Here is a 23,092-nt window from a genome sequence, read left to right as displayed (position 1 = left end):
ATTGCTCTTTCATCTTTCTGGGAGGATGATGAATTCTTAATATATTCTCATATTTTTATGCTGAAGAATAATTTCCAAGCACAACGGAGAATAGGCATTTCAGCTTTTCCCAGACAAAAGTGATGAAAGAGTGCTCCTGAGAATTGCCCCTGACTCATTGGCAAATATATGCTTGGTAAAAAGATCATGGCGACTTGATCAAGACCCATTAGAATGAGTTTATCTTTGGAAGACTTAAATCTGGTTGGGTAAGCCGCAATTTCATCAACATAGGTAGGTTGGTAACCCGCTTTTAGGAGATGAGTCTGCATCACAAATCCTCCTACTTTGGCAGATGGAGTGTCAGTTAATCCAAAATATTTAGACCTATCAAAACTTATTGAGCAATCGTTCTTGAACCCTGTAAATTACGGAACAATATCAGGTCATTCGTAGACGATATCTACGATGCAAGGATATCGGACACATTGCTCAAAAGAAGGAGAGGCTATGCGAACGTTTTATTGGATGGGTTTGGGATTTGGACTTGCGATCGCACCTTGGTATCCCACCCTAGCCCAGTCTTCTGCTCCGACGGCACCCGCTACTGAATCAGCTGTCACCTCCACCGTCAAAGGCGACTGCGGCCCTCAGCAAACCTGCGATCAGCTTTTGCAAACGCTTCGTACACAATGGCCGACCGCGAAGCTGAATTGTACCCGCGATCGCATTCTGTCTCTCCATGTGTTCAAGAACAACCGGGGGGGAAGACAGGTACATGTAACCTGTTGGGACACCGAACTCAAAAAAGGCGATCGCTATGGCTTATCACGCAATACTCTCCCTTACCCCGGAGATGAAGCTCAGTTTCTGCCGCCGCTGCCTCGTCGATCTCGCTATACAGAACCCTTAAATACCCGCTTCCCTGGCCCCGTGCGCACGAGCCAAAATGAATGCGGTTCCCTGGGGGGAGAGATACAATACCGAACCCGCAAAGAGATCGATCGACTAGAGCTGCAATGTGTGTTTACAGTGGGTGCTGTTTTAATTGACACCGATGGAGACTTCGTCTCCGATGGCGAAGCCTCCAGAGGGACGCTCATCGATAAGATAGTCGGTAAATTCGCCATCTCTGAGTTGGAGAGACCCCTAGTTGCCCAACCTCAAACAACTCCCTCATCATCAGGCCTCCCTATTGATCGTACACTCCCTCCCTTAAATCGAGCAGATCGCGTTTCGGATATCTTCTCCAGTCCATCTCCCGCCAACCCAACGGATGGATCCGTTCCGAGCCCCTCTGCCGCAACACCGACCACTCCAGGACCAGCCACTGCCAACGCAGTTCTCCAAGCCATCGATGTCCAAATTTTTAATCGCCTCAAAAACCAGCTAGTCCCCTTAAACCAGCGCTGGAATCCCTATGGTCTAGGGATGGACTTACTAATTTCGGTCAAAGTAAAACCCGGTACCCAAGCGACTCCCCCGGGCACTAATCTCGTACTGGCGATTAATGCCAAAGGCTACGCTACGCCTGCCACTGGCCCTGTCCCCGCCTGGAATTCAGTCCAAACGCGATCCCTTTCGTTTATCAGTAACGATCAGTTTAGTCATTCCTTTCCGTTTTTAGCGGAGTATCAATGCTATTCCCAGGTGCAGTTAACCGCAACTCTAATTCAACCCGGACAGACTGCGGGTCCCAGCTTGACAAGGACGTTAGATCTCAGTTGTGCGGAATAGTCCTTCATTCATAGGCCAGGGAAAGCCCTTAGCGCTATCGTGGTGGCCATTGCTAGCAAGCTTCGGGACTACTTGCTCCCCAAGATCCAAATATGCGCTTAAATAGGTGAGGATTCTTTACGGTACGTAAAATTTGTGACCGACTCAGCCCCTAAACGCCGTCGCTCCTTAGCGAGTATTGCCACCATTGTTGCGATCGCAACCCTGATTAGCAAAGTTGCAGGCCTCGTGCGACAACAAGCGATCGCAGCCGAATTTGGAGTCGGTCCCGAGGTGGATGCCTATAACTTTGCCTACGTTATCCCTAGCTTTCTATTTATTCTGCTCGGAGGCGTTAACGGCCCTTTCCATAGCTCAGTCGTCAGCGTTCTCGCCAAGCACCCCAAAAAAGACGCCGCCGCCCTGATTGAAACGGTCAACACCCTAGTGGGGATATTGCTCTTACTCTTAACCTTAGGATTAATCCTCACGGCAGATCCACTGATCTCCATCCTTGCACCGGGTGTCTCCACAAATGTCCATACCATGGCCGTTGAGCAACTGCGGATTATGGCCCCCATGGCATTTCTATCTGGGCTGATTGGCATCGGCTTTGGCACCCTGGTCGCGTCTGATCAATATTGGCTGCCATCAATTAGCCCCTTACTATCCAGCGTCACCGTCATTATTGGCGTATTATTTCTTACGGATCACGTTGGGGCCTCAGTGATGGCTTGGGGCAGTTTAGCAGGTGGATTACTGCAATGGTTGGCCCAGATTCCTGCCCAATGGGGATCGGGAATGGGAACCTTAAGGCTCCGTTTCGATTTCAATCGCCCTGGCGTCAGAGAAATTGGCAAGCTTATGGGGCCTGCCACCCTCTCTTCGGGGATGCTCTTGATTAGCGTCGCCATTAGCTTGTTTTTTGCCTCTCAACTCCCGGAGGGCTCAGCTTCTGCATTGACCTACGCTCAACTCCTCTTTCTCACCCCGCTGGGAATTCTCTCCAACGTCATTCTGGTCCCCTATATGCCAATTTTTTCCCAATTGGCGGCACCCGAAAGCTGGACGGACCTGAAAGACCGCATTCGCCAAAGCTTAGTGTTAACCGCCATGAGTATGATGCCTACAGGCGCACTGATGGCCGTCCTTGCCTTGCCTGCAGTGCGGATTGTTTATCAACGAGGGGCCTTTGACGATTCGGCGTCCCAGCTCGTCGCCTCTCTGTTGGTCGTTTATGCCTTTGGCATGTTCTTTTATCTAGGCCGAGATATTTTTGTGCGGGTGTTCTACGCCCTGGGAGATGGCAATATTCCACTGCTGATTAGCTTGATGGGACTGTTCTTCAACGCAATCTTTTGCTTCTTCTTTACCCAAACCTTTGCAGCACCTGGATTAGCCATGGCAACTGTCGGAGTTCAGGTCTTCTCTATGGCTGCTCTCGTTTGGATTCTCAATAAACGGTTGCGCGGTTTACCCTGGGCTGCCACAGGGGGACCAATTTTAGCTTTAGCGGTCAGTAGTCTACTCTGTGGCTTAACGGCCTGGGTGACCTTATATGGATGTCAGCTAATCCTGGGAACAGAAGGAATTATCAGACAGCTACTGGCGTTGAGTGTAGCAGCCAGTGCGGGGTTACTAGTCTTTGCTGGCTTAGTCATTCAACTCAAACTACCGGAGATGGATTTCTTCGTGGATCGGTTACGTCAAAAGCTGCCTTTTCTGACTCCTAAGGCTTAATTGAAGCCATCTTCAGTGCCGATCATAAGACGCCGATGGAGCAGATATCGTTAGGCGATAGGATAATGCTGAGTACGCATTGACCTGACAACAGAGCCCTATGGATAATTCCTATAACCCATGGCACTACAAACCTTGGTGGTGTCAACCCTGGTCCATACTACTGACGGGAATTACACTGATTGCTGGAACATGGATAGTCACCAAAATCGTTTGGTTGACACTCATCGTTTCCCTACCCGTTTTGGCATGGATGGGGCTCTTTCTCATCCTTTGGCCCCAAGCGATGAAGCAGGCCCATCAGGAACAACCCTTAGCGGATCAATCCGAGGCAGGATGATCTATCGACCCGCCATTTGTGCAGTGAACACGAATGGGTATATTCCGAGGTTAGGGGAGTTGACGCTGACCCTCTCCCAGGTCCAGTGAAAACTTCAGCCCTGAAGGTTCAACTTTTATGGATAGGAGGGGCTATCTTCAAATATTGAATTTCCTATAAATTAAAAGGTGTTGGAAGTGTTTGGACACATAATAAGTCAACCTTCTGACTGAGGAGAAATGAGAGATATATTTCTACAAAAAATGAATATTCCGTGTGTCATTTGTATCGAAAAAGACATTTTGCAGCAGTCCCCTGTTTCCATGGTTATTTGAAGAGAGAGGGGGGGCGATGGTCAGATTGCCAGACCATTTACCAGCAGACTGTTGTCGGCAAAGAAGCGGGAAATGACGGCGAACTTAGCCTTTATAATTCAAAGATATGCACTCCCCTGATACCCCATAAGCGCAGATGCAAACTCAAAATAAAATGAGTTCTCAAACGGCAAATAGTAGAATGGACCGTAGTACTAAAAAGTTGCTAACAGCCGTCCTTTAAATCTCTAAATATGATCGCTCTGAGTCTAAAATGGCAAAAATTCTAATTATTGAAGACGAGCCTCAAATTCGCGACATCATTCAAGAAATCTTAGCGTGTGAGGGCTATCGAACCCTTGAAGCCGACAATGGTTTGACAGGATTGCAGTTGGCGCAACAAAGCCCTCCTGACCTAATTGTCTGTGATGTGATGATGCCAGAGCTGGATGGTTTTGATGTTTTAAAAGGGCTGAGAGAAAATCCGGGCATTGGCAGTATCCCAATGATTTTTTTAACTGCCAAAACCGATCGAGCCAGCGTGCGGAAGGGAATGAATTTAGGAGCAGATGACTACCTCACCAAGCCCTTTACCCATCTAGAACTATTGAATGCCATTGATGCCCGACTCCATAAACAGGCATTAGTTACTCAACAGTATACCCACACGATTCGAGGTCTTGAAGCAGGACTCAATGCCCTGACTTACTACGATCACCTAACGCAGTTACCCAACCGCCGTCTATTAGAAGAACAATTCCACCATATTCAGGCTGAACAGCACATAGCCGATACGTTAGAGGCCCTAGTACTCATCAGTATTGATCGATTTGAGTGGATTAAGAGTACCCTGGGCGCTTCATTTGGAGATCAACTGATTCAAGCCTTCACCCAACAATTATCGGCCCATCGTTACCTAGACAACTATGCCATGGCGATGGTGGCTCGGATTGAGGCCAACCAATTTGCCATCATTCCTCGTAATATCAAGTCTCGCCAAGATCTCGACCAATTTGCCCAAAAAATTCTGGACATCTTAGCCACGCCATTTTATGTGGAGGATCAGGAGCTGTGTATTACGCCTAGCATTGGCATGACCTGCTATCCCCAAGGCAGTGCTGATATTGGCACCTTAATTAGCAACGCTGAGATAGCGATGTATCAGTCCAAACAACAGATTGGCCCTAGTGCCGTGTTGTATTTACCGACGATGAAATCGCACTGTTCTCAATCCCTCACTCTGGCAGCGCGATTACGTCATGCTCTGGATAAGGACGAATTTCGCCTCTACTACCAATCTCATATTGATCTACAAACGGGTCAAGTTGTGGGAGCCGAGGCCCTGCTGCGCTGGCATCACCCCGAGTGGGGGGTCTTATCCCCCACCGTCTTTATTCCCATTGCCGAAGAAACAGACTTAATTCTGGAGCTTGGGGAGTGGGTCCTCCGCACAGCCTGCCATCAAGTCAAGCAATGGCAACAAACCTGTGGGCGTCCGCTGCAACTGCTGGTCAATATGTCGCCTCGACAACTGATGTGGCCAACCCTCCCCCAGAAGCTTCACCAACTGCTGTTGGAAATCGATTTAGATCCCAGGAGTTTGATCTTGGAATTAACGGAAAGTACGTTAATGCAAGAGCCCGATCGAGCGCTTACTGTGATGCATCAACTTAAGGCAGCAGGGATACGCCTCTCCATTGATGACTTTGGTACAGGCTATTCTTCCCTCAGCTATCTCCAACGCTTCCCTTTGGATATGCTGAAAATTGATCGATGCTTTATACATAAGATTGATCAGCATCCCACCAATGCAGCCATCACCACGGCCATTATCCAGATGGGCCATGATCTGGGATTAACCTTAATTGGTGAAGGGGTAGAAACCCAGGCGGAACGACAATTTTTAGCCGACCATCAGTGTGATGGCATCCAAGGCTATTTGATCAGTCCTCCTCTGCCCGCGGCTGAACTCTTGACCTATTTCCCTGAATAAGGCCTGCCAGTTAGGGCCGCCGATAAACCAGGGTAGCGCCAGATTGGTCGGTGGGCAAAACCAATAGCTCACTGATGTTGACATGGGGCGGGCGGGTCGCACAAAAGACCACAACCTCCGCAATATCGTCTGGGGTTAGGGGAACCGTATTTGCGTAAACGGCTGCTGCCCGGGCAGTATCGCCACGAAAGCGAACTTCACTAAACTCAGTTTCCACCAAACCGGGATTCACGGCACTCACCCGCACAGGCGTCCCTAATAAATCTTGCTTTAATCCCTCAGAGATAGCCCTTACCGCTGCCTTCGACCCACAATAGACATTGCCGTTGGGATAGGTCTGGTGCCCAGCAATCGAGCCAATATTAATCACATGGCCTTGCTGGCGCTGCACCATGCCTGGAACAATGGTCCGCGTCACATATAGCAAGCCTTTAATATTGGTATCAATCATCTCTTCCCAGTCTTGGATGCTGCCCTCATAGAGCTTATCCAAGCCTCGGCTGAGGCCAGCATTGTTGACTAAGATATCAATGGCAGTCCATTCTGCGGATAAGGCCTGGAGCTGAGATTCAACTTGAGCGCGATCGCGCACATCCAGTTGGAGGAGATGGCAAGAGCTGCCAAATTCAGCCTCAAGCTGGGTTGCTAAGGTTTGTAACCGCGAGAGCCGTCGAGCCGCCAGCAAGAACTTAACCCCCAACGGCGCAAAGGCTCGCGCACAGGCCGCGCCAATGCCGCTACTCGCCCCTGTAATCAATACAACTTGGTTGTGAATCGAGACCATGGTGGTGTTTTGCTTTTAGATTAAGGGGCAGGCCGCCATCAATATAGGCATAACAGAGAGACAAGCCTGTGATTGAGTCTGTGTTTCTATACCTAAAAAAGGATCATAGATTTACACCTAAATCAAACAAGCCCTGCATCATCTCCACCTATTTTTGACCTGCTCTAATACAGTCTGCCACCAACGGGTTGACCTTATCCACATCCTGCCACCCTAAAATTTCTGTGACCTTCTTTTCCAGGTTTTTATAGGTGCGAAAAAACTCAGCGATTTCATCCAAACGGTGGGAAGCAACATCAGCTAAGGATTTGACCGTCGCATATCGCGGGTCTTCCTCAGGGACACAGAGAATCTTCTCATCGCGATCGCCGCCATCGATCATCTCCAACATGCCAATAGGACGGGCCGTGATCACACAGCCGGGGAAGGTTGGCTGATCCATGATGACCATGCCATCTAACGGATCACCATCATCCGCCAGGGTATTGGGGATAAACCCATAGTCATAGGGATACTGCACAGATGCAAACAGGACGCGATCCAGAGCAAAGGCTTGCATATCTTTATCAAATTCATACTTGTTCTTGCTGCCCGCAGGAATTTCAATCAAGACATTGATCAAACCCGGCTTGGGTTGAGCGGGTATTAAGGATAAATCCACAATTGTTCTCCAGATGTAAGGGTGGGATGGCCTGCAAGACCTTTGTTTCCGGCACAGATTGCCCTAAATATCGTTCATATTCGCTAACGACAACGCCGTATGATGAAAACAACAGTGATTGAGACCCCGAAACACACTCTAGGAAATTGCGAGTTGTGCCGTCAATATCCCTTAGGAAAAACAAGTTTTCTGCTAGGGTCCGCTTTGGCAATCCCGACGATGAGGGGGACTTGACCCGCAGTTTATACAGAGGAGTTGATGATGTCCCATCCCCAGATTCTCAGCTGCCAAGCAGCCATTGAACAGCGTCGAGCAGTACGGGCCTTTCGGTCCGATCCGATTCCAGAAGAGACGTTGCAAGAAATTTTGAGATTGGGCTTGAGAGCCCCCTCCGGCTATAATCTTCAACCTTGGCGTTTTATCCTGCTGCGACAAGCAGAGAGTAAGGCCAAGTTGAGGGCCTGTGCCTTTGACCAACGACAAATTACTGAAGCACCTGTCGTCTTGATTTGCTGTGGCGATCGCCGGATCAATACTGAAGACTATATCGCGTCCGTGATTGCCTTGGGAGAACAGGTAGAAGCAATGACGGATGCTTTTGCAGACTATATGCGTGGCGCGATTCCTCAACTGTTTGAACAGCATCCTTGTTTTGAATCGCTAGAAGCCTGGACCAATCGTCACACCATGCTTGCCGTTGCTCATCTGATGATTGCTGCCAAAAGTTTGGGGGTAGATTCGTGCCCCATGGAGGGTTTTGTCAGTGCTCAAGTTAAGGCAGAATTTAGCATTCCTGCTGAGGTGGATGTCTGCTGTTTACTCCCGTTAGGCTATGCGGCTGATCCGATCAAAACTTATGGGGGCCGTTTTGAAATTGCTCAGGTTTGTTATGGGGAACAGTTTGGGGGCAAGCTCTAATTAGCCAGAAATGGCGCGTTAAGCAGATGTTAAAGCCTCTGCTATTCAAGGGGAGCTGAGGGAGTCTCACCGTTCCTTGATGGCAGGATCTCCAAGTCTGGTTGTTGTTCCAGGCCTTGCAAGCTAAGGTTCACGGCGACGGACAAGGCCGCACCAAATCCTAGGGTCAGCAAGATACAGCCGATAGCGACCCATAGAAGTTGTTTTTTAAGAGAAGGCTGCATGGCTTTGCCAGAGGTTTACTGACATTGTAAAAGCAATCCAGTCTGGTCAACGGCTACCCTCCTTAAACACGCTAGGATGACGTTGGACTATTCTTCGGGATTGAATATCGTATGTCTGCTGATGGATTAACCGTCTGCCCCTCTGAGACAGGAACCACCTGGGTAATCCAGCCTCAGGGCCCACTTCAGGGCACAATCACAATTCCCGGGGATAAATCCATTTCCCACAGAGCACTGATGTTAGGGGCCTTAGCGTCGGGCAAGACCACGATTCAAGGGCTATTACTGGGCGAAGATCCTCGGAGTACGGCCCACTGCTTTCGAGCACTGGGGGCTGACATTTCAGAACTCAATACCGAACAGGTGCAGGTGCAGGGCATTGGCTTAGGCCAGTTACAAGAGCCCACCACAGTCCTGGATGCGGGGAATTCGGGAACAACCCTCCGGCTGATGTTGGGGATTTTGGCCTCTCATCCCGACCGCCTATTTACGGTGACCGGAGATGCATCCTTGCGCAGTCGTCCCATGGGTCGCATTGTCAAGCCTCTCCAACAAATGGGCGCTGATATTTGGGGCCGACAAGGCGATACCCTCGCTCCTTTGGCAGTTCGAGGGCGGCGGTTACAGCCCATTCACTATCCCTCTCCCATCGCCTCAGCCCAGGTAAAATCCTGCCTGATGTTTGCGGGGCTAATGACTGAGGGGCAAACCACGATTACGGAACCTGCCCTGTCGCGCGATCACTCAGAACGGATGTTTGCTGCCTTTGGCGCTGATATTGCCATTGATCCAGAAACCTGTAGTGTCACCGTAACGGGGCCTGCTCAGCTTCAAGGTCAAGCCATTATTGTACCGGGAGATATCAGTTCGGCAGCCTTTTGGCTGGTCGCAGCGGCCATTGTACCCGGCTCAGATGTCTGGATTGAGAATGTTGGGGTTAACCCCACGCGCACCGGGGTCTTAGAGGTGTTAGAGCAAATGGGGGCCAAGATCACCCTTGCCCATCAACGCACCGTCGCTGGCGAGCCCGTCGCCGATATCCATATTCAGCATAGCCTGCTCCAGGGCACGATCATCGAAGGTCCCGTGATTCCCCGGTTAGTGGATGAGGTGCCCATTCTGGCCGTGGCCGCTCTATGTGCCCAAGGCCAAACGATTATCCGTGATGCGGAAGAATTACGGGTAAAGGAAAGTGATCGGTTAACCGCAATGGCAACGCAGCTTCAAAAAATGGGGGCTCAATTAACGGAACTCCCCGATGGTCTGGAGATTCAGGGCGGAGCGAGTTTACAGGGGGCTGAAGTGGAGAGCTTTGGCGATCATCGAGTCGGGATGAGCCTTGCGATCGCAGCCCTAAATGCCACGGGCTCAACCACCATCCACCGAGCTGAAGCCGCTTCAATTTCTTATCCGAACTTTGTGACCACGCTCCAACAATTGTGGCCATCCTAGCCATAGAGCCCTGCCGCTGGCCCAGGCTCCTTCGCTATGACAAGTCTGCCAATAGGGAATCGAGCTCTGACAACTTATCTTGCTGGGCAGTATCATCCACTTGGGGAACCGTTTGCTCCCGCAGTTCACCGACTCGGCTCTGAACCTGTTCGTCTACCATATTGGGCAGATTGGCCATCTCGGCAGAGAACTGCGCTGAAACGGACTCCAAACGATTACTCAAGTCTTGCAGGTGGTGCTGCAGACCTTGCAGTTGATCCGCTTGGCCTTGAATCATCCCTGGTTCAATAGCGGGGATACCGTTAATCCGACCTTCCAGTTGACCGATTTGATCTTGGAGGGGACCGACCGCAGCCTGGAGTCGCTGATGCAAGTCCTCCGCATTTGGCCCCGCCGAGGCGTTGGTGGCTTCCTCGCGCACAACTCCAAGCTGATGTTGAACTTCATTGACTTGCTGTTGGGTGTTTTCCATCGCCCCCCGGGCAATTTCTATCTCTTCGGAGATATTGGCCAACATCGTGTCCATTTTGACTTTGACATCCTCAATCTGGCTGAACACCGGAGCCAATTGTTCTTCCTGGGCGGCAGGTGCATGGTCCTGATGCTCTACCCGCTCCGACAGACCTGCGACTTGTCGCTGGATGGGCGCCAGCATGGCCTCTAGTTCCGCTCGAAGTGGGCTGAGATCGGCGGTTTCAGGTCCTTGCTGCGAAAGCTGGGCAACCGCATCTTGGAGCGCAGACAGTTCCTGATAGAAGCTGTCAGCAACGTTGGCAGACTCGGCATCCCTGGGGAGTTGGCCTTGCAACGCTTCAATGGAATGGGTGAGATCCGTTTGATGGTCTCGGAGTTGATTCAGCTCAGCTTCGATGGCGCTAATGGCTTCAATGGGCTGCCCCCCTGGTAATTCCATCATTTGCTGCTCCAAGGTTGAAACACTGGCGGATAGGGAGGTAATGGAAACCTTAACGTCGTTGTAGTCGGATCGCTCTTGAAACGCCGGTAAATCCTCAACTTGCGATCGCAATGACTGAATTTCAGCCGTGAGCCGTCGCTGCACCTCTGTGGTGTCCGCAAACGTCCGCTGACGGGTAAGCTGATCGAGTTGACGCCGATTAAATAAATTGAGGCAGACCGACAGAGTGAGCGGGGCTGCTGCAAACACAGCTTCTTTCAGTAGGAATGTGGCAACGGTACCGACAACAGATAACCCCGCCATTCCGTACTCAACCATCTGGAGTCCGACATTCTTATTGATCGACTGTTCCAGATTCATCGTTGAATTGCTGTTGAACTCTTGCATACAACCTCCTATCAAAGGATGCTCACTATCATCGTTCCCTACACTTAACCGCTAAGCACCAATTGTGATCATCGAGAATTGAAGCACAATATTGACAGGCTGAGTAGAAAATTGTTTTTTTATTGTAATTGAGGTAAAAACCTTTTTCTAATCGTAACTTTTGCCTCTCTGCCAAGGGCTAGACCTGTTCAGCACTCTACTGAATCGCACCATACTTTATGCAGCTATTGCGTGAATTGTAACAATTGCAAGGATTTACACCTTGCCCAAGTCTTGATGAGTCTACGGTTAACCCATCAACAATTTCTTGCACTAACTGGAGTCTTAACTAGAGTTTGAAACCAGATTTTTTCACAAAAATTCAATATTTCAGCACAATAGAGCGATGGCGAATCATCCGCTTCTTTGAAAACCATAAATGCTCTAGCGGTTCTAGCAGAGTAAACGCCTACTCATCCTCATTGTGCGACAATGCTAACTTCTGAATACACGCCCAATGGTATGCAGCAATGGCTGATATGCCCTCATCCTCCATCTCCTATGTTTTGACCAGAGATGTTGCACCTTTTTCGTACAGGAATTATTCCGCTATGGCTCTACACTGTGGGTATTCTGGCTGAACCCCATCCGCCCCGTGCGAGTCTGCTTGATCTACTCCAGCTCAATCCTCCCCCACCGGGAATCATGCAGCTTTGGCAGTCTTCTCTGACCCGTTACGCTCAACAAGGGTTTTCTGCCCAGGCTCAAGGCATGTGGTTGCAAACCCAGGATCAATTATGGGTCAGCCACAATGCGCTCAACCCCTTACCGGCCGCATCCCTTACTAAAACCGCCACGACACTGGCTGTTCTCAAAACCTGGGGACCTGATCACACCTTTGTGACCGAAGTTCGGGCGACGGGTCCAGTCGTCAACGGGGTGTTACAGGGGGATTTGGTGATGGTTGGCGGTGGTGATCCCTTGTTTGTGGGACCGGAAGCCCTCAGCGTTGGTCATAGCCTCAATCAAATGGGGGTGCTGCAGGTATCCGGTGATCTGATCATTGTTGGCGCCTTTTCCATGGACTTCCTCACGGACCCGATACAAGCAGGAGAACGACTCCGTCAAGGATTTCAAGGTCAAATCTATCCATCTGCTGAAGAGAATCGCTATACCACTCCGCCTGCAAGGAATATTTCCTCAGCATTGGACATTCAAGGCTCCGTCAGATGGACTGCCGTGCCGCCCCAATCCCAACTACTCTTGCGCCATTCCTCTCTGCCGCTCTATGCATTGCTAAAACAGATGAATGTCAATAGCAATAATGCGTTAGCCGAGTCGTTTACCGCAATGCTGGGCGGGGTAGCCAACATTATGGCTCCCGTCACTGCCTCTACTGGGGTTTCTGTCAAAGAAATTAACTTGCTGAATGGATCAGGGCTAGGCCAAGAGAATCGCCTGTCCCCTCGGGCGGTGGTCGCTATTTTGCAGGGGATTCAACGAGAACTAACTACCCATCAAATGACCCTCGCCGATGTCTTTCCGGTGGCTAAGCATGATCGGGGGACGATTGAAGATCGACCGCTTCCTACAGCCGCTATTGTAAAAACCGGTACCCTATGGAATGTCAGTGCCTTAGCAGGGGTTATACAGACCCAAAAGAGAGGCCCCGTATGGTTTACCCTGATCAATCGCGGCGAGAATATCGACGGGTTTCGCCAGACTCAAGATCGCCTGCTTCAACAACTCACCCAAGCTTTGGGAGCAGCTCCAGTCGCCATCCCCGCGTTGAGACCGAGTCGAGTGATGCCGACCTTAGGCGATCCGCAACGCAACCATCTCCGCCCTCAGTCATCGTGAAAGCCCTGGCGGGCAAGCGGCTTAGGGGATAATCTCGATCACAGCCTCTCCGCCCTCTATCTCCAAGGTTTGTTGCCGCAGATTACCCTGGGCTCTGACCCCAGTCAGCTTAAAGCTAGGCATCGATTGATGATAGATCAAATTGCCCTCAGCCTTGATATGTTGTGTGGTCATATTCCACATCACTGTTTGGGCATGGAGGTGACCCTGATGGGGTAAATCCTGCATCTGAACTTGGCTATTGAGGTGTAAGGTTCCCGATGCATCAAACCAGCCTTGATTAGCCGTTGCCGTCAGGCTGGGGTGCTGAAGACGGATCCCCAAAGGACTTCGCCACTGCTGTTGGGTCAGATCCAGAATCACTTTGGGACTGCGAAGCTCAATCCCAGGGTTAGCATGGGTAAGCTTTACCTCTTTATGGAAAATCAAGTCCTGAGCGGCGAGATCCCACTCAATGGCGGTTGCTTGCACTTGTTGCCAAGGAAAGGCACGGCTGGGTACAGTCGCCTGTATGCTGACTAGCGTGGGCTGAGGGCTAGACGCATAGAGTTTGCGCTGTTGAGAGAGCCAGGCAATTTGATCGGCGTTGATGGTCCAGTTCTGATCTTTCAACTGCAGGGTCGCTTGACCCGATAGGCGAGCATTCCGATCTTGGGCAGACGCCTGGAATTGTTGGCCGGATAGCGTAAAGTGAGGATGTTCTAACTTCACACCTGAGCGGGCTTTTAGCTCTCCTGTTTTGGGGTGCCATTGCAGATCCTGGCTGTGGAGCGTACTGCGATCGCCCAGATCCTCAACGACGATGGGACCTTGTAGTTGAATAAAGTGAGAAGATTGCTGGATCTGGCCTTCAGAGGCTCGCAGGCGATAAATAGGGGCCTGGTCATGATAAAAAGTGCCTTGAATCTGGCGGAGAGACACCTTTTCGGTATTGTCCATCTTCACAAATTCAGCCCGTAACTCCCAGAGTAATTGGCCCTTGCCATCCATGCGGTTGAACACGACTTCTTGGAGAGTAGTATGGGGTGATTCAGGTCTTAAGGGTAATGACGGAGCTGGTCCGCAGGCCCAACAGGTTAAGCAGCAAAGACCGGTCGCTAGATAGGTACACCGCTGGGTATTGGCACGCATGCCTTGAAGCGAACAATACTGGGACGGATAGAATTAGTCAAAGGCAGGATCAACGACTTCATCGGTTTCAGGTTCTGTGATGGTGATCCCAGACAACGGACGGTAGGTATATCCAGACCGAGAAGCCTTTTGAATATCTTCTTTAATCCCCTCTAGATCGATATAGCGATCGGCGACATTGATTAAGCTATCGCTCGTCATTGAGCGTAAGCTAACCACTTCTACTCGAATACCTCGATAGCTAACTGCATCGACCGCATACGCCAAGTCACCATCGCCACTGACTAAAATAGCAGTGTCATAACAGCCCACCAGAGACATCATATCCACTGCAATCTCTACATCGAGGTTAGCTTTTTTCGACCCATCGGGAAGCTGAACCAATTCTTTCGTAATCACTCGATAACCATTCCGCCGCATCCACAGCAAGAAACCCTGCTGTTTTTCATTGGTGGGATCGACCCCTGTATAGAAAAAAGACCGCAACAGACGAGACCCAGAGGTTAAGCGGCATAATAGTTTGGTGTAGTCAATCTCAATGCCTAATTGCAGGGCAGCATAGAACAGATTTGACCCATCAATAAAAATAGCGATGCGCCCCCGGTTTTCTAGGACTTGCTCTGCTGAAAACACAGAGTCATGGTCTAAATCAGGATTGATAATCATGGAAATTAAAGCCTCAGAATATTAAAAAATTAGTTTTTAAGTAGATTGATGAAGTCGATGCAGCAAATACCCTTGAGCGGGGCTCAAGTGGAACGGCCTAGGCAGCAAAAGGCTAGGGTGCTGCAGCTTGTAAAGGCTCTAATTTTTGGAAAACGGGTTGAGGAGTTCCCAAAACCTGTTGAGCAGGTAACGCTCCCCAATGACTATGAACAGCATGTAACGCTGCCCTCTTCCCTCCATGGTCAACATTCAAATCAAGCTTGAACCCTAGCTGTTGGTATATCCGCAGACTTAGGTCGGGAATGACCGGAGTCAGTAGATATGCTGACAGTCTAACCGATTCTAAAACGGTGTAAAGGATCTCATTCACCCTGGACTGTTCACCTTTTTGATAAAGTGACCAAGGTGCTTGCTCGTCTATGAACTGGTTTCCAGCTTTGGCAAGGCCCAGAGCAATATGACAAGCTTGACTAAAATTTAAGCTTTGGTAAGCGTTTGCCACCTGATCTCCCGCTTCTCGCCCCAACTGCACTAAGGGATGAGTATCGGGCAACGCTTCAAGATTAATATCGGGGACTTTGCCGTCACAATATTTGACCGCCATTTTAAGGGTGCGATTGAGTAAATTACCTAAGCTATTGGCGAGATCAGCATTGACGACGTCAATAAACCGAGTTTCACTGAAGTCGCCATCCCGCCCGAACTCTAACGCTTTTAAGAAGTAATAGCGCACCGCATCAGCCCCATGGTGTTCCACTAGGGCAACTGGATCAAGGGTATTGCCTAAGCTTTTGCCCATTTTTTGGCCGTCTTTAGTTAAGAATCCATGACCAAAGACGCGATGGGGCAAGGGAAGATCTGCTGACATCAGCATGGCAGGCCAATACACTGCATGAAAGCGCAGAATATCTTTGCCGATCAAGTGAAGATTGATGGGCCACCACTGGCTGAAGGCATTTTCCAAAGTGGGTTCTGCATCCTCATCCAGCAGCGCCGTCACATATCCCAGTAGGGCATCAAACCAGACATATAACGTATGCTGATCGTCAGTCGGCACGGGAAAGCCCCAATCTAGGTTGACTCGGGAGATGGAAAAGTCCTGTAACCCCCGTTCAACAAAGCTAAGGACTTCGTTGCGGCGACTTGTGGGTTGGATAAAGTCAGGATAATCCGCAAAAAATTTGAGCAAAGCATCCTCGTAGTTAGATAAACGAAAGAAATAATTCTGCTCATCTCGCCATTCCACTGGACGCTTGTGGATGGGACAGTGCTTTTCTTCTAGAAGCTCTCGTTCTTCTTTAAACTCTTCGCAATCCACGCAATACCATCCCTGCTGATGGCCTTGGTAGATGTCTCCCTTGTCCCACACCCGCTGAAAAAACTCGGCGACGATCTGGGCATGGCGGGGACTGGTGGTACGACTGAAGCGATCATATTGGATATTGAGGCGTTGCCAGAGGTCTTCGAAGCCAGCAACGATTTCGTCACAGTGGGCTTGGGGCACTTTCCCCCGCTGCTCGGCCGTTCGCTGGATTTTCTGGCCATGCTCGTCTGTGCCCGTGATCAGCAATACGTCATGCCCTTGTAAGCGGTAAAATCGTGCGATCGCATCTGCTGCCATGGTGGTGTAGGCGCTGCCAATATGTGGCAAATCATTGACGTAATAGAGGGGGGTCGTCAGTGCAAAACGGGGGATGGAACCAGAAGTCATAAGCAGAAAAGCGGAGCATCATCATGGCCGACCTCCATCATACATGAGCTATTTTAAGTGCAGCGCAATGCCTCAAATTACGGCGTTCTCTGCCTCTTGCTCAGCCATATCGCCAAGAACCTGGGTGTAAATCCATTCAACAGCAGTCTGTGGGTAGCAAAAAAGTAGTGATATTAAGAGCCGATCTACCAGCTAAAAGGACGGTGAGTCGCGGGGTTGATAGACTTAAACAACCTTAGCTCTGTTCCATCATCATTCCAATAAACTTGATCGAAGATATTGTAGAGAATGTAGAGGCCTCGACCGCATTCACAGGCTTCATCGGGGATGGTTTGTGGAGATGGAGGGATTTGGCAAAAATCAGGGGGGGTAAACCCTGCACCTTGATCTGTAATAATCCACCAACATTGCGATGAACTCACTGAAAAGTGAACAAAAACCGTTTTATAGGGATCAAGCTTGTTGCCATGTTTAGCAGCATTGACCAGGGCTTCTTGCAGCCCAAGCCGAAGATCTGCCTCATCGTTTACCGGAACATTCGCTAATAAGCAATCCAATATTGGACAAAGATATAAAGTTGATGCGAAGCTAACTTGTTGCCATTTATGGACACTTGGTGGAAGTGAAGACGCAATCACTCAGTTAATCCTATCGCTGTGGTCTACGGGGTCGGACAGGGTGCATAACGGCACAAATTTAACGGGTTGGATAGCTGGATTAAAGAACTCTAAAAAAGAGGCAGAATAGTAACTTAGATTTATCTCATCTTCTACTAATATAGCCAACAGAAGCCGGATTTACAATACTGAACGGCTAGTCATCAGGTGTGCAACCCACAGCAAGCTCCCAGAAAACTTGAGGGTACTCATGGGTGCGGGCAACATGTCTCCCCGAGCATCTAGCAATTGCACCAGCAAGAGATATCCAATGCCTAGGGCAAGGGCGATCGCCCCCGTTAAGACAGCGACCCATTGTGAGCGATCAAAAGACATGGCAATACTTCCTGATATGTGTCTATACCGAGCTAAACCCTGAGAGATATTTCCTCAAGGTAGCATTTTAGAGCTGGTGGGCGGGACCTTCTGCAAGTCTGCTCCACCCAATGCAGAGGACCTGCGGTCCACAGGAAGAGGAGCAGGAGTTGATGCAGAATCCTGGGCCACTTGGATTTGCCGTTCTAAATCCTGACTCGATGACAGCAGTTTCCCTAAGCCATTGATTAAACGCAACAAATTTTGCCGAAATTCTTCATTTCCCGAAATTTTTTCGAGATCAGTCGTTATTTTTTCGGCATTTTGGAGGGTTTGCTTGGCCGAACGAAGCGTCTGATTGAGTTCAGACATGGTGGTCGGCGAATTGAGAGCTGTGGTTATGGTTTTCAAAGTTTTAGACGCCTCGGCACCATTCGCCGCAAGTTGTTCTAAGTTGTCCAGAAATTGGCTTTTATTCACACGACCGATCACAGGGCTAAGGCTGGTGATAACGCCTTTAAGCTCCTGACTCGTTTCCTGCAAATTTTGTAGCGAGGCCACTAACGTCCCGCGATTGTCCTGAACGAGAGTATTGACGTCACTCCCTAACTGCTTAAATTCTTGAGCTGCTGCTGTTACCGAATCAGCGGCAACACCAAACCGCTGGAGTTGGCGTTGGGTTTTTAGGCTCAACTGACTGACACTCCGGGCAGCCCGGGCAACGTCTTTCAACGCGACTTTTGTGTCCTTGCTGAGTTGACTAATATCTTTGGACGCTTGAGAGAGATTATCGAGGGTTGCTTTTAGGTCGGTGCCGCCTAACTGAGTAGCAATTTGCATGGTGGCACGAATCAGCTCTTCCAAGTTATTCCCGGAATCTCCCACTAGCCGATCCCCCTCACAGAGGATGAGGCGTGGATCGCAATCCGGTTCAAACGGACTTAGACCTTCCACATTGGCGTCACTGAGTTCAAATTCGTCAGGGCGAAACTCTAAGGCGGCTTGACCAACAAAGCCCGACTGACTGGTTTCTACATTGGTCCGACGAGGAATCAAGACTGTATTTGATCTAATTTCCACTTCAACAATCACTTTCTGAGTTTGAGGATACATTTGGGTGATATGTCCCACCTTGACCCCTCGAAATTTGACGGGACTGCCAATACTCAATCCCAGCGCATCTGCTAATTCCACCTCCAGAGTGTAGGCTCTCCCTCCGAAATTAAAGCCCCTGACCCAAAAAATTAAGCTAGTGACAAGGCCTAAGCCAAAAATGACCAGTAAGCCCACTGACCCTTCCCGAACTGCTCGCGTTCTCATAGCTTCTCCTCATCCTGGCTGTAGGGACAGTTGTCTGCAACTCTAAGCTATAGATAGTCTCCCACTAAATCCATGGGGCCTTGTACACTCCCACTCATAAACTGTCGGAGATAGGGATTATCAGCCGTTTCAATATCATCCCATGTTCCCTGCCACTGCACTCGGCCCTTATACAAGAGAACTAATCGCTTGCCATTGCGATGAATCGTACTATGTTGATGCGTCACAATCGCATAGGTATCGCAGCCGGAGGAACGTTGAAGCTCCAAGATCAAGTCCTCAATGATCGTTGAAGCAATCGGATCCAATCCGGCGGTTGGCTCATCATAGAGCAAGATTTTAGGATCATCTAAGTCATCATCGGGATTGTCCAAAATAGCGCGGGCAAAACTAACCCGCTTGCGCATCCCCCCCGACAACTCTGCCGGAAATAAATGACCAATGCCAGGTAAGCCCACCACTTCTAATTTTTCATTGACTAAATCCCGAATTCGCTGTCTCGGCAATGCAGAATTCTGATATAGGAAAAAACCCACATTTTCTTCAACCGTTAGGGAGTCAAACAACGCTGCCTGTTGAAACACCATACTCATACGGATAGGGTTATCAAAATTATCAAGAGAACCACAGCGACGTTTGCCATTGATCAACACTTCTCCTTCATCGGGTGCCAGTAATCCCGCAATAATGCGCAAGATGGTTGATTTACCCGTTCCCGAAGGACCCAAAATGGCTAAGGCATCTCCCGGATAGATAATGAGGTTAGCCCCGTCCAGCACCACATGCTGACCAAAGGATTTGGAGATTCCTTTAAGTTCAATTAAGGGTTGGGGCATACAGCTTGGGACGTAAACCGGAAGGTGGGGGACGTAAACCTAGTAATACTGTATCTGACTTGCTGATAAACCGCTGAGACGCAATCTTTGAGACAGAATATGCAAGCACCCATAGATTCTTGATCTTATCCTCTGTTCATCGAGTCAACTCCTGTCAACACTTGCTGAAGCTCAATCCTGGGCTTTTTTCTGGGATCCTGAATGATAAATATCAAAATAGGGCAATATAGACATGTGATCTACATAACAAATGCAGGGCTCGCCTAACCTTTTTGGGGGCACCAAAAGCATGGTTGGTGAGCTGGCAGATCTTGAGTCATGGATTAATTCGGGGGATAACTGTTTGTTCAGTCCACAGGCTCAAGATATAGAGGTTAAAGGTACCGATGACAATCAATCTGCTTATCCCCCATGGTCAACACTAATCATCTCCGACTGATTAAACGTGGCGTCAATCAGTGGAACCAGTGGCGTAAACAACACCCGAGGATTAAGCCTGATTTGAGTGGGGCTGATCTGAGCGAACTGGACTTGAGAGCGATCAATCTTATTAATGCGAATTTAAGCCGTGCCAATCTGAGCTTGTCTGATCTCAGTGGAGCTTTCTTAGCTGGATGCAATTTAAGTCATGCTTTCTTAAGTGAAGCGAATCTTAGCCAGGTGAACTTTAGTCGAGCCGATCTGACCAAGGCAGATCTGAGTTTTGCACGTTTGCAAGCAGCAACTTTGATTGAAGCGTCCTTATATCAGGCGATTTTGATTGAGGCGATGATGGTGCAGGCCATCTTTCCCTATGCGGATCTGAGACAGGTGAATCTCAGTAAGGCCGACCTGTCCGAAGTCAATGGTATCAAAGCCAATTTAACGCAGGTGAAGTTTGATTCGGCTCAACTCCAACAGGCTAATTTAAGTCGGGCCTTTATGAGCGAAGCCAGTTTAAAGGGAGCCCATTTACGGGGCGCGAACTTAAGTAAGGCGGATCTCAGCTTTGCGAATTTCAGCTCAGCAATGCTCCGGGAGGCTAATTTAGGCAAAAGTATCGCGATTGAGACAAATTTCCGGGGGGCAGATCTGAGAACTGCAACCTTGAAGGGAGGGCAATACTCCAAAGCAAACTTTAGCCGGGCCAATTGTAGTGACGCCGATCTGTCCTTTGCGAATTTATCCGCCGTGGATGCCAGCGAGGCCGATTTTCAACAGGCCATCCTCAAAGAGGCGAATCTTCAGGATGCTAACTTGACCCGTTGCCGCCTGTTCGCAACGGAGTTTACAGCGTCTCGCTTGACCGGAGTTTGCTTAGAAGATATTCAACCCAATGCATCAACCCTCCTAAAGGATGTGATCTGCGACTATGCCTTTCTTAAAGAAAATCAGCAGGAGCGAAGGCCTGAGACTGGAATATTCGGTAAGGGCGACATTAACGCTTTGTTTGCATCGGCTCAAGCCACAGTTGATCTAGGCTTGCCTAAAGATGTGCATTGGGCAGCCCTAACGTACTGCTTGCAGTGGCTGCAAGCTCAACCTGGGTATCAGCCTATCAAAATTCAGCGTCTGGAGCATAAAAACGACGGCACCATTTTATTGCGATTGACAACCGCTTCGGAGGTTGATAAAGCGCAGTTGCAGCAGGATGTTTGGCGTGTCTATGAAGAGACCTATACCATGCTGGAGCCTGCCCCCGAGCAGACGGTTAGCAAGTTGCTGCCCACCATTGATCCACAACAATATGGCCATCAAGAATCCATTAATCGGCTCTTTGATTTTTTGACCCTGACCATGGAAGCGTTAACGCCAGATAGCGCGGTGCTAGTCCATCACGAAAAACCGTCATCACGGGATGTAGCAAGTGCTACTCAGAACCATGATAATGATAAAAGTAGGCTGCAAGATATACCGATTTGAATCGGTGTTGTAGCGGGTCTTTGATGGCCGTGACCACAGCCAATATAAGAGTTGTGACGCTTCAGGTGTCAAACGTTGACCATAGTGCCTGACGGAAATGGAGAGTATTTCTGAACTGGATCAAGCTGTCTTGGTGGTATGTCGATAGCACCTCGATCTCTAAATTATGAATGTAAGCATCGATCTCATGGACAAGATCTGGGTGGAGATAGTGGGCTAGGGATTGAAGGTGAGATCGCACCTGATACGCCTGTTTGGCTCGACGCAGTTGTTGATAAAGATTGGTTTTGATGAATATCCAAAGCCTTTCACTCAATTCAAGACTAGGCGCGGGCCCCAGGGACGCTAAATTATTTAGGGCATCTTCCCAGACCGCAGCATCAGATTGAAAACCGTTCAGCCATTCCTCCAATTGGGTTTCAAGGTCCTCAACTGGGAGCAGATCAAAGATGAATTGCGCCTTGGGCAAAATGGTGGCTTCCGGCTGTCTGAGCCAATATTGGATCAGCGCCTGTGCCCAAGTTACATGGGCTTGTCTCTGGGCAGCTAGGGTCCATCCTTCCAAAACGGCAGCGCTGTGTGGATGGGACTCAACGGTGTTGATCAGTGCTGAAGGGTTGCCTGCCCATCTCCCTAAGGGAACCGCGGCTACGATTTGGCTGAGGAGGCTGGCACGTTTGCCCCTATTGCCAGCGAGGGGAGCTAAGCCTTCATTTTTCCAAACGTCATCCTCTTGGGGAAGTTGGATGGTGACGATATTGTCGCCGAACTGAACGTAAGTTGGCACCCGTTCGGCCATGCGCTGACAGTATTGAGCATCGGGCAAGTACGCGAGTAACCGACCTGCCTCAGCTCGAACATCCTGGGCGCGATCGCAGAGTGCTGCCTCCAAAAAAGGTTCATCTGCCAAGCTCAGGTTAGGTTGAAGAAGGTCTAAAAAAGTCGCTCTATCCTTAGCCTTTTCTTGCTTCCATGTGGTAGATAACATCTCTCGGGCCGCATCAGGGTTAAGACTTCTGAAAGTTTTCAACAGATCAATTCGAAGGGGGGTATTAGACGTTTTCCACAGGTTTTCCACAGCCTCTTGATCGATTTCCCCAGCGTCTGTTTGTGGTAATGGCCGCCCCACTGCATAGGCCCAAAGCGAATTTTGCTGTGCCAGCCAGCGCCCCCGCTCACCGATGACGGCTTGGATACTTGAGCGCAATTCAGGATGTCCCTCGTTCTAACGGATTCTGGGGTCTATTAGAATTCAAGCCTATTGAGGGTTTTGAGAATCTACATCTCCTTTCACTGTAGAGTCATTGGGCACT

The 23,092-nt window shown here is 49.5% G+C and carries 21 protein-coding genes; 8 read left to right on the top strand and 13 right to left on the bottom strand.

The genetic code is table 11. The features are described 5' to 3' along the window. Positions 1-47: 47 nt before the first annotated feature. The gene (locus tag Q0991_RS19075) at positions 48-311 is read right to left on the bottom strand and encodes a hypothetical protein (RefSeq protein ID WP_299491454.1); all 264 of its coding nucleotides are present in this window, start codon (positions 309-311) and stop codon (positions 48-50) included. Between the two features lie 178 nt (positions 312-489). Here Q0991_RS19075 and Q0991_RS19070 point away from each other — a divergent pair, with 178 nt between their 5' ends. The 4 genes from Q0991_RS19070 (at position 490) to Q0991_RS19055 (ending at position 6,061) form a co-directional block, all read left to right on the top strand. Further along, positions 490-1,716: a hypothetical protein gene (locus tag Q0991_RS19070; protein ID WP_299491452.1), complete on the top strand. Its 1,227-nt coding sequence runs from the start codon at positions 490-492 to the stop codon at positions 1,714-1,716. Between the two features lie 135 nt (positions 1,717-1,851). Continuing rightward, a complete protein-coding gene (gene murJ, locus Q0991_RS19065; RefSeq protein WP_299491449.1) occupies positions 1,852-3,435 on the top strand; it encodes a murein biosynthesis integral membrane protein MurJ in 1,584 nt (527 codons plus the stop codon). A 100-nt stretch (positions 3,436-3,535) separates the two neighbouring features. Further along, a complete protein-coding gene (locus Q0991_RS19060) occupies positions 3,536-3,775 on the top strand; it encodes a DUF6737 family protein (protein WP_299491447.1) in 240 nt (79 codons plus the stop codon). 567 nt (positions 3,776-4,342) lie between these two features. Then, entirely contained in the window at positions 4,343-6,061 is a 1,719-nt protein-coding gene (locus tag Q0991_RS19055; RefSeq protein ID WP_299491445.1) for an EAL domain-containing response regulator, read from the top strand. Between the two features lie 10 nt (positions 6,062-6,071). On the opposite strand, the gene Q0991_RS19050 is transcribed toward Q0991_RS19055, so the two are convergent. Further along, positions 6,072-6,845 carry an SDR family oxidoreductase gene (locus Q0991_RS19050; protein WP_299491442.1) on the bottom strand — a complete coding sequence of 258 codons (774 nt, stop codon included), beginning with the start codon at positions 6,843-6,845 and terminating at the stop codon, positions 6,072-6,074. Positions 6,846-6,993: 148 nt separating this feature from the next. Further along, positions 6,994-7,506, bottom strand: coding sequence for an inorganic diphosphatase (locus Q0991_RS19045; RefSeq protein ID WP_299491440.1), 513 nt, complete (start codon positions 7,504-7,506; stop codon positions 6,994-6,996). A gap of 261 nt (positions 7,507-7,767) precedes the next feature. Between Q0991_RS19045 and Q0991_RS19040 the strand changes: the two genes are divergently transcribed. Then, entirely contained in the window at positions 7,768-8,424 is a 657-nt protein-coding gene (locus tag Q0991_RS19040) for a nitroreductase family protein (RefSeq protein ID WP_299491438.1), read from the top strand. 41 nt (positions 8,425-8,465) lie between these two features. Here Q0991_RS19040 and Q0991_RS19035 read toward each other — a convergent pair whose 3' ends face one another. Next, positions 8,466-8,648 carry a hypothetical protein gene (locus Q0991_RS19035; RefSeq protein ID WP_299491436.1) on the bottom strand — a complete coding sequence of 61 codons (183 nt, stop codon included), beginning with the start codon at positions 8,646-8,648 and terminating at the stop codon, positions 8,466-8,468. A gap of 111 nt (positions 8,649-8,759) precedes the next feature. Between Q0991_RS19035 and aroA the strand changes: the two genes are divergently transcribed. Then, positions 8,760-10,100, top strand: a complete 1,341-nt coding sequence (gene aroA, locus Q0991_RS19030; RefSeq protein ID WP_299491433.1) for a 3-phosphoshikimate 1-carboxyvinyltransferase — start codon at positions 8,760-8,762, stop codon at positions 10,098-10,100. 34 nt (positions 10,101-10,134) lie between these two features. On the opposite strand, the gene Q0991_RS19025 is transcribed toward aroA, so the two are convergent. Continuing rightward, positions 10,135-11,403, bottom strand: a complete 1,269-nt coding sequence (locus Q0991_RS19025) for a hypothetical protein (RefSeq protein WP_299491431.1) — start codon at positions 11,401-11,403, stop codon at positions 10,135-10,137. Between the two features lie 555 nt (positions 11,404-11,958). Here Q0991_RS19025 and Q0991_RS19020 point away from each other — a divergent pair. After that, entirely contained in the window at positions 11,959-13,242 is a 1,284-nt protein-coding gene (locus Q0991_RS19020) for a D-alanyl-D-alanine carboxypeptidase (RefSeq protein WP_299491428.1), read from the top strand. 21 nt (positions 13,243-13,263) lie between these two features. Here the strand turns inward: Q0991_RS19020 and lptC are convergent, their stop codons facing one another. From lptC to Q0991_RS18985, 7 genes are all read right to left on the bottom strand, one after another. Further along, on the bottom strand, positions 13,264-14,373 hold the full coding sequence (gene lptC, locus Q0991_RS19015) for an LPS export ABC transporter periplasmic protein LptC (RefSeq protein ID WP_299491425.1): 1,110 nt from the start codon (positions 14,371-14,373) through the stop codon (positions 13,264-13,266). A 33-nt stretch (positions 14,374-14,406) separates the two neighbouring features. Continuing rightward, complete coding sequence (locus Q0991_RS19010) at positions 14,407-15,039, bottom strand: NYN domain-containing protein (RefSeq protein ID WP_299491423.1); 633 nt, start codon at positions 15,037-15,039, stop codon at positions 14,407-14,409. Positions 15,040-15,151: 112 nt separating this feature from the next. After that, the gene (gene metG, locus Q0991_RS19005) at positions 15,152-16,750 is read right to left on the bottom strand and encodes a methionine--tRNA ligase (protein ID WP_299491421.1); all 1,599 of its coding nucleotides are present in this window, start codon (positions 16,748-16,750) and stop codon (positions 15,152-15,154) included. A gap of 185 nt (positions 16,751-16,935) precedes the next feature. Continuing rightward, positions 16,936-17,388 (bottom strand): anti-sigma regulatory factor, encoded by a 453-nt coding sequence (locus tag Q0991_RS19000; protein ID WP_299491419.1) that lies wholly within the window; start codon positions 17,386-17,388, stop codon positions 16,936-16,938. 159 nt (positions 17,389-17,547) lie between these two features. Then, positions 17,548-17,742, bottom strand: coding sequence for a hypothetical protein (locus Q0991_RS18995; RefSeq protein ID WP_299491416.1), 195 nt, complete (start codon positions 17,740-17,742; stop codon positions 17,548-17,550). A gap of 54 nt (positions 17,743-17,796) precedes the next feature. Continuing rightward, the gene (locus Q0991_RS18990) at positions 17,797-19,041 is read right to left on the bottom strand and encodes an MlaD family protein (RefSeq protein WP_299491413.1); all 1,245 of its coding nucleotides are present in this window, start codon (positions 19,039-19,041) and stop codon (positions 17,797-17,799) included. Between the two features lie 47 nt (positions 19,042-19,088). Continuing rightward, positions 19,089-19,877: an ATP-binding cassette domain-containing protein gene (locus Q0991_RS18985; protein ID WP_299491411.1), complete on the bottom strand. Its 789-nt coding sequence runs from the start codon at positions 19,875-19,877 to the stop codon at positions 19,089-19,091. Between the two features lie 411 nt (positions 19,878-20,288). Here Q0991_RS18985 and Q0991_RS18980 point away from each other — a divergent pair, with 411 nt between their 5' ends. Next, entirely contained in the window at positions 20,289-21,779 is a 1,491-nt protein-coding gene (locus Q0991_RS18980) for a pentapeptide repeat-containing protein (RefSeq protein WP_299491409.1), read from the top strand. Positions 21,780-21,840: 61 nt separating this feature from the next. Here Q0991_RS18980 and Q0991_RS18975 read toward each other — a convergent pair whose 3' ends face one another. Beyond that, a complete protein-coding gene (locus Q0991_RS18975; RefSeq protein WP_299491406.1) occupies positions 21,841-22,986 on the bottom strand; it encodes a DUF5691 domain-containing protein in 1,146 nt (381 codons plus the stop codon). Between the last annotated feature and the right edge of the window lie 106 nt (positions 22,987-23,092).

The sequence above is a fragment of the Acaryochloris sp. IP29b_bin.137 genome, assembly GCF_028285745.1.
Classification (GTDB): domain Bacteria; phylum Cyanobacteriota; class Cyanobacteriia; order Thermosynechococcales; family Thermosynechococcaceae; genus Acaryochloris.
Note: the sequence above shows the minus strand (reverse complement) of the source record. Positions and strands in the feature narration are given on the sequence as shown.

Bases quoted from the DNA above. Each gene is read 5' to 3' on its own strand.
- Q0991_RS19075 (WP_299491454.1), bottom strand. From the start codon at position 311: ATGCAGACTCATCTCCTAAAAGCGGGTTACCAACCTACCTATGTTGAT.
- Q0991_RS19070 (WP_299491452.1), top strand. From the start codon at position 490: ATGCGAACGTTTTATTGGATGGGTTTGGGATTTGGACTTGCGATCGCA.
- Q0991_RS19060 (WP_299491447.1), top strand. From the start codon at position 3,536: ATGGATAATTCCTATAACCCATGGCACTACAAACCTTGGTGGTGTCAA.
- Q0991_RS19055 (WP_299491445.1), top strand. From the start codon at position 4,343: ATGGCAAAAATTCTAATTATTGAAGACGAGCCTCAAATTCGCGACATC.
- Q0991_RS19050 (WP_299491442.1), bottom strand. From the start codon at position 6,845: ATGGTCTCGATTCACAACCAAGTTGTATTGATTACAGGGGCGAGTAGC.
- Q0991_RS19040 (WP_299491438.1), top strand. From the start codon at position 7,768: ATGTCCCATCCCCAGATTCTCAGCTGCCAAGCAGCCATTGAACAGCGT.
- Q0991_RS19035 (WP_299491436.1), bottom strand. From the start codon at position 8,648: ATGCAGCCTTCTCTTAAAAAACAACTTCTATGGGTCGCTATCGGCTGT.
- aroA (WP_299491433.1), top strand. From the start codon at position 8,760: ATGTCTGCTGATGGATTAACCGTCTGCCCCTCTGAGACAGGAACCACC.
- Q0991_RS19025 (WP_299491431.1), bottom strand. From the start codon at position 11,403: ATGCAAGAGTTCAACAGCAATTCAACGATGAATCTGGAACAGTCGATC.
- Q0991_RS19020 (WP_299491428.1), top strand. From the start codon at position 11,959: ATGTTGCACCTTTTTCGTACAGGAATTATTCCGCTATGGCTCTACACT.
- lptC (WP_299491425.1), bottom strand. From the start codon at position 14,373: ATGCGTGCCAATACCCAGCGGTGTACCTATCTAGCGACCGGTCTTTGC.
- Q0991_RS19010 (WP_299491423.1), bottom strand. From the start codon at position 15,039: ATGATTATCAATCCTGATTTAGACCATGACTCTGTGTTTTCAGCAGAG.
- metG (WP_299491421.1), bottom strand. From the start codon at position 16,750: ATGACTTCTGGTTCCATCCCCCGTTTTGCACTGACGACCCCCCTCTAT.
- Q0991_RS18995 (WP_299491416.1), bottom strand. From the start codon at position 17,742: ATGTCTTTTGATCGCTCACAATGGGTCGCTGTCTTAACGGGGGCGATC.
- Q0991_RS18990 (WP_299491413.1), bottom strand. From the start codon at position 19,041: ATGAGAACGCGAGCAGTTCGGGAAGGGTCAGTGGGCTTACTGGTCATT.
- Q0991_RS18985 (WP_299491411.1), bottom strand. From the start codon at position 19,877: ATGCCCCAACCCTTAATTGAACTTAAAGGAATCTCCAAATCCTTTGGT.
- Q0991_RS18980 (WP_299491409.1), top strand. From the start codon at position 20,289: ATGGTCAACACTAATCATCTCCGACTGATTAAACGTGGCGTCAATCAG.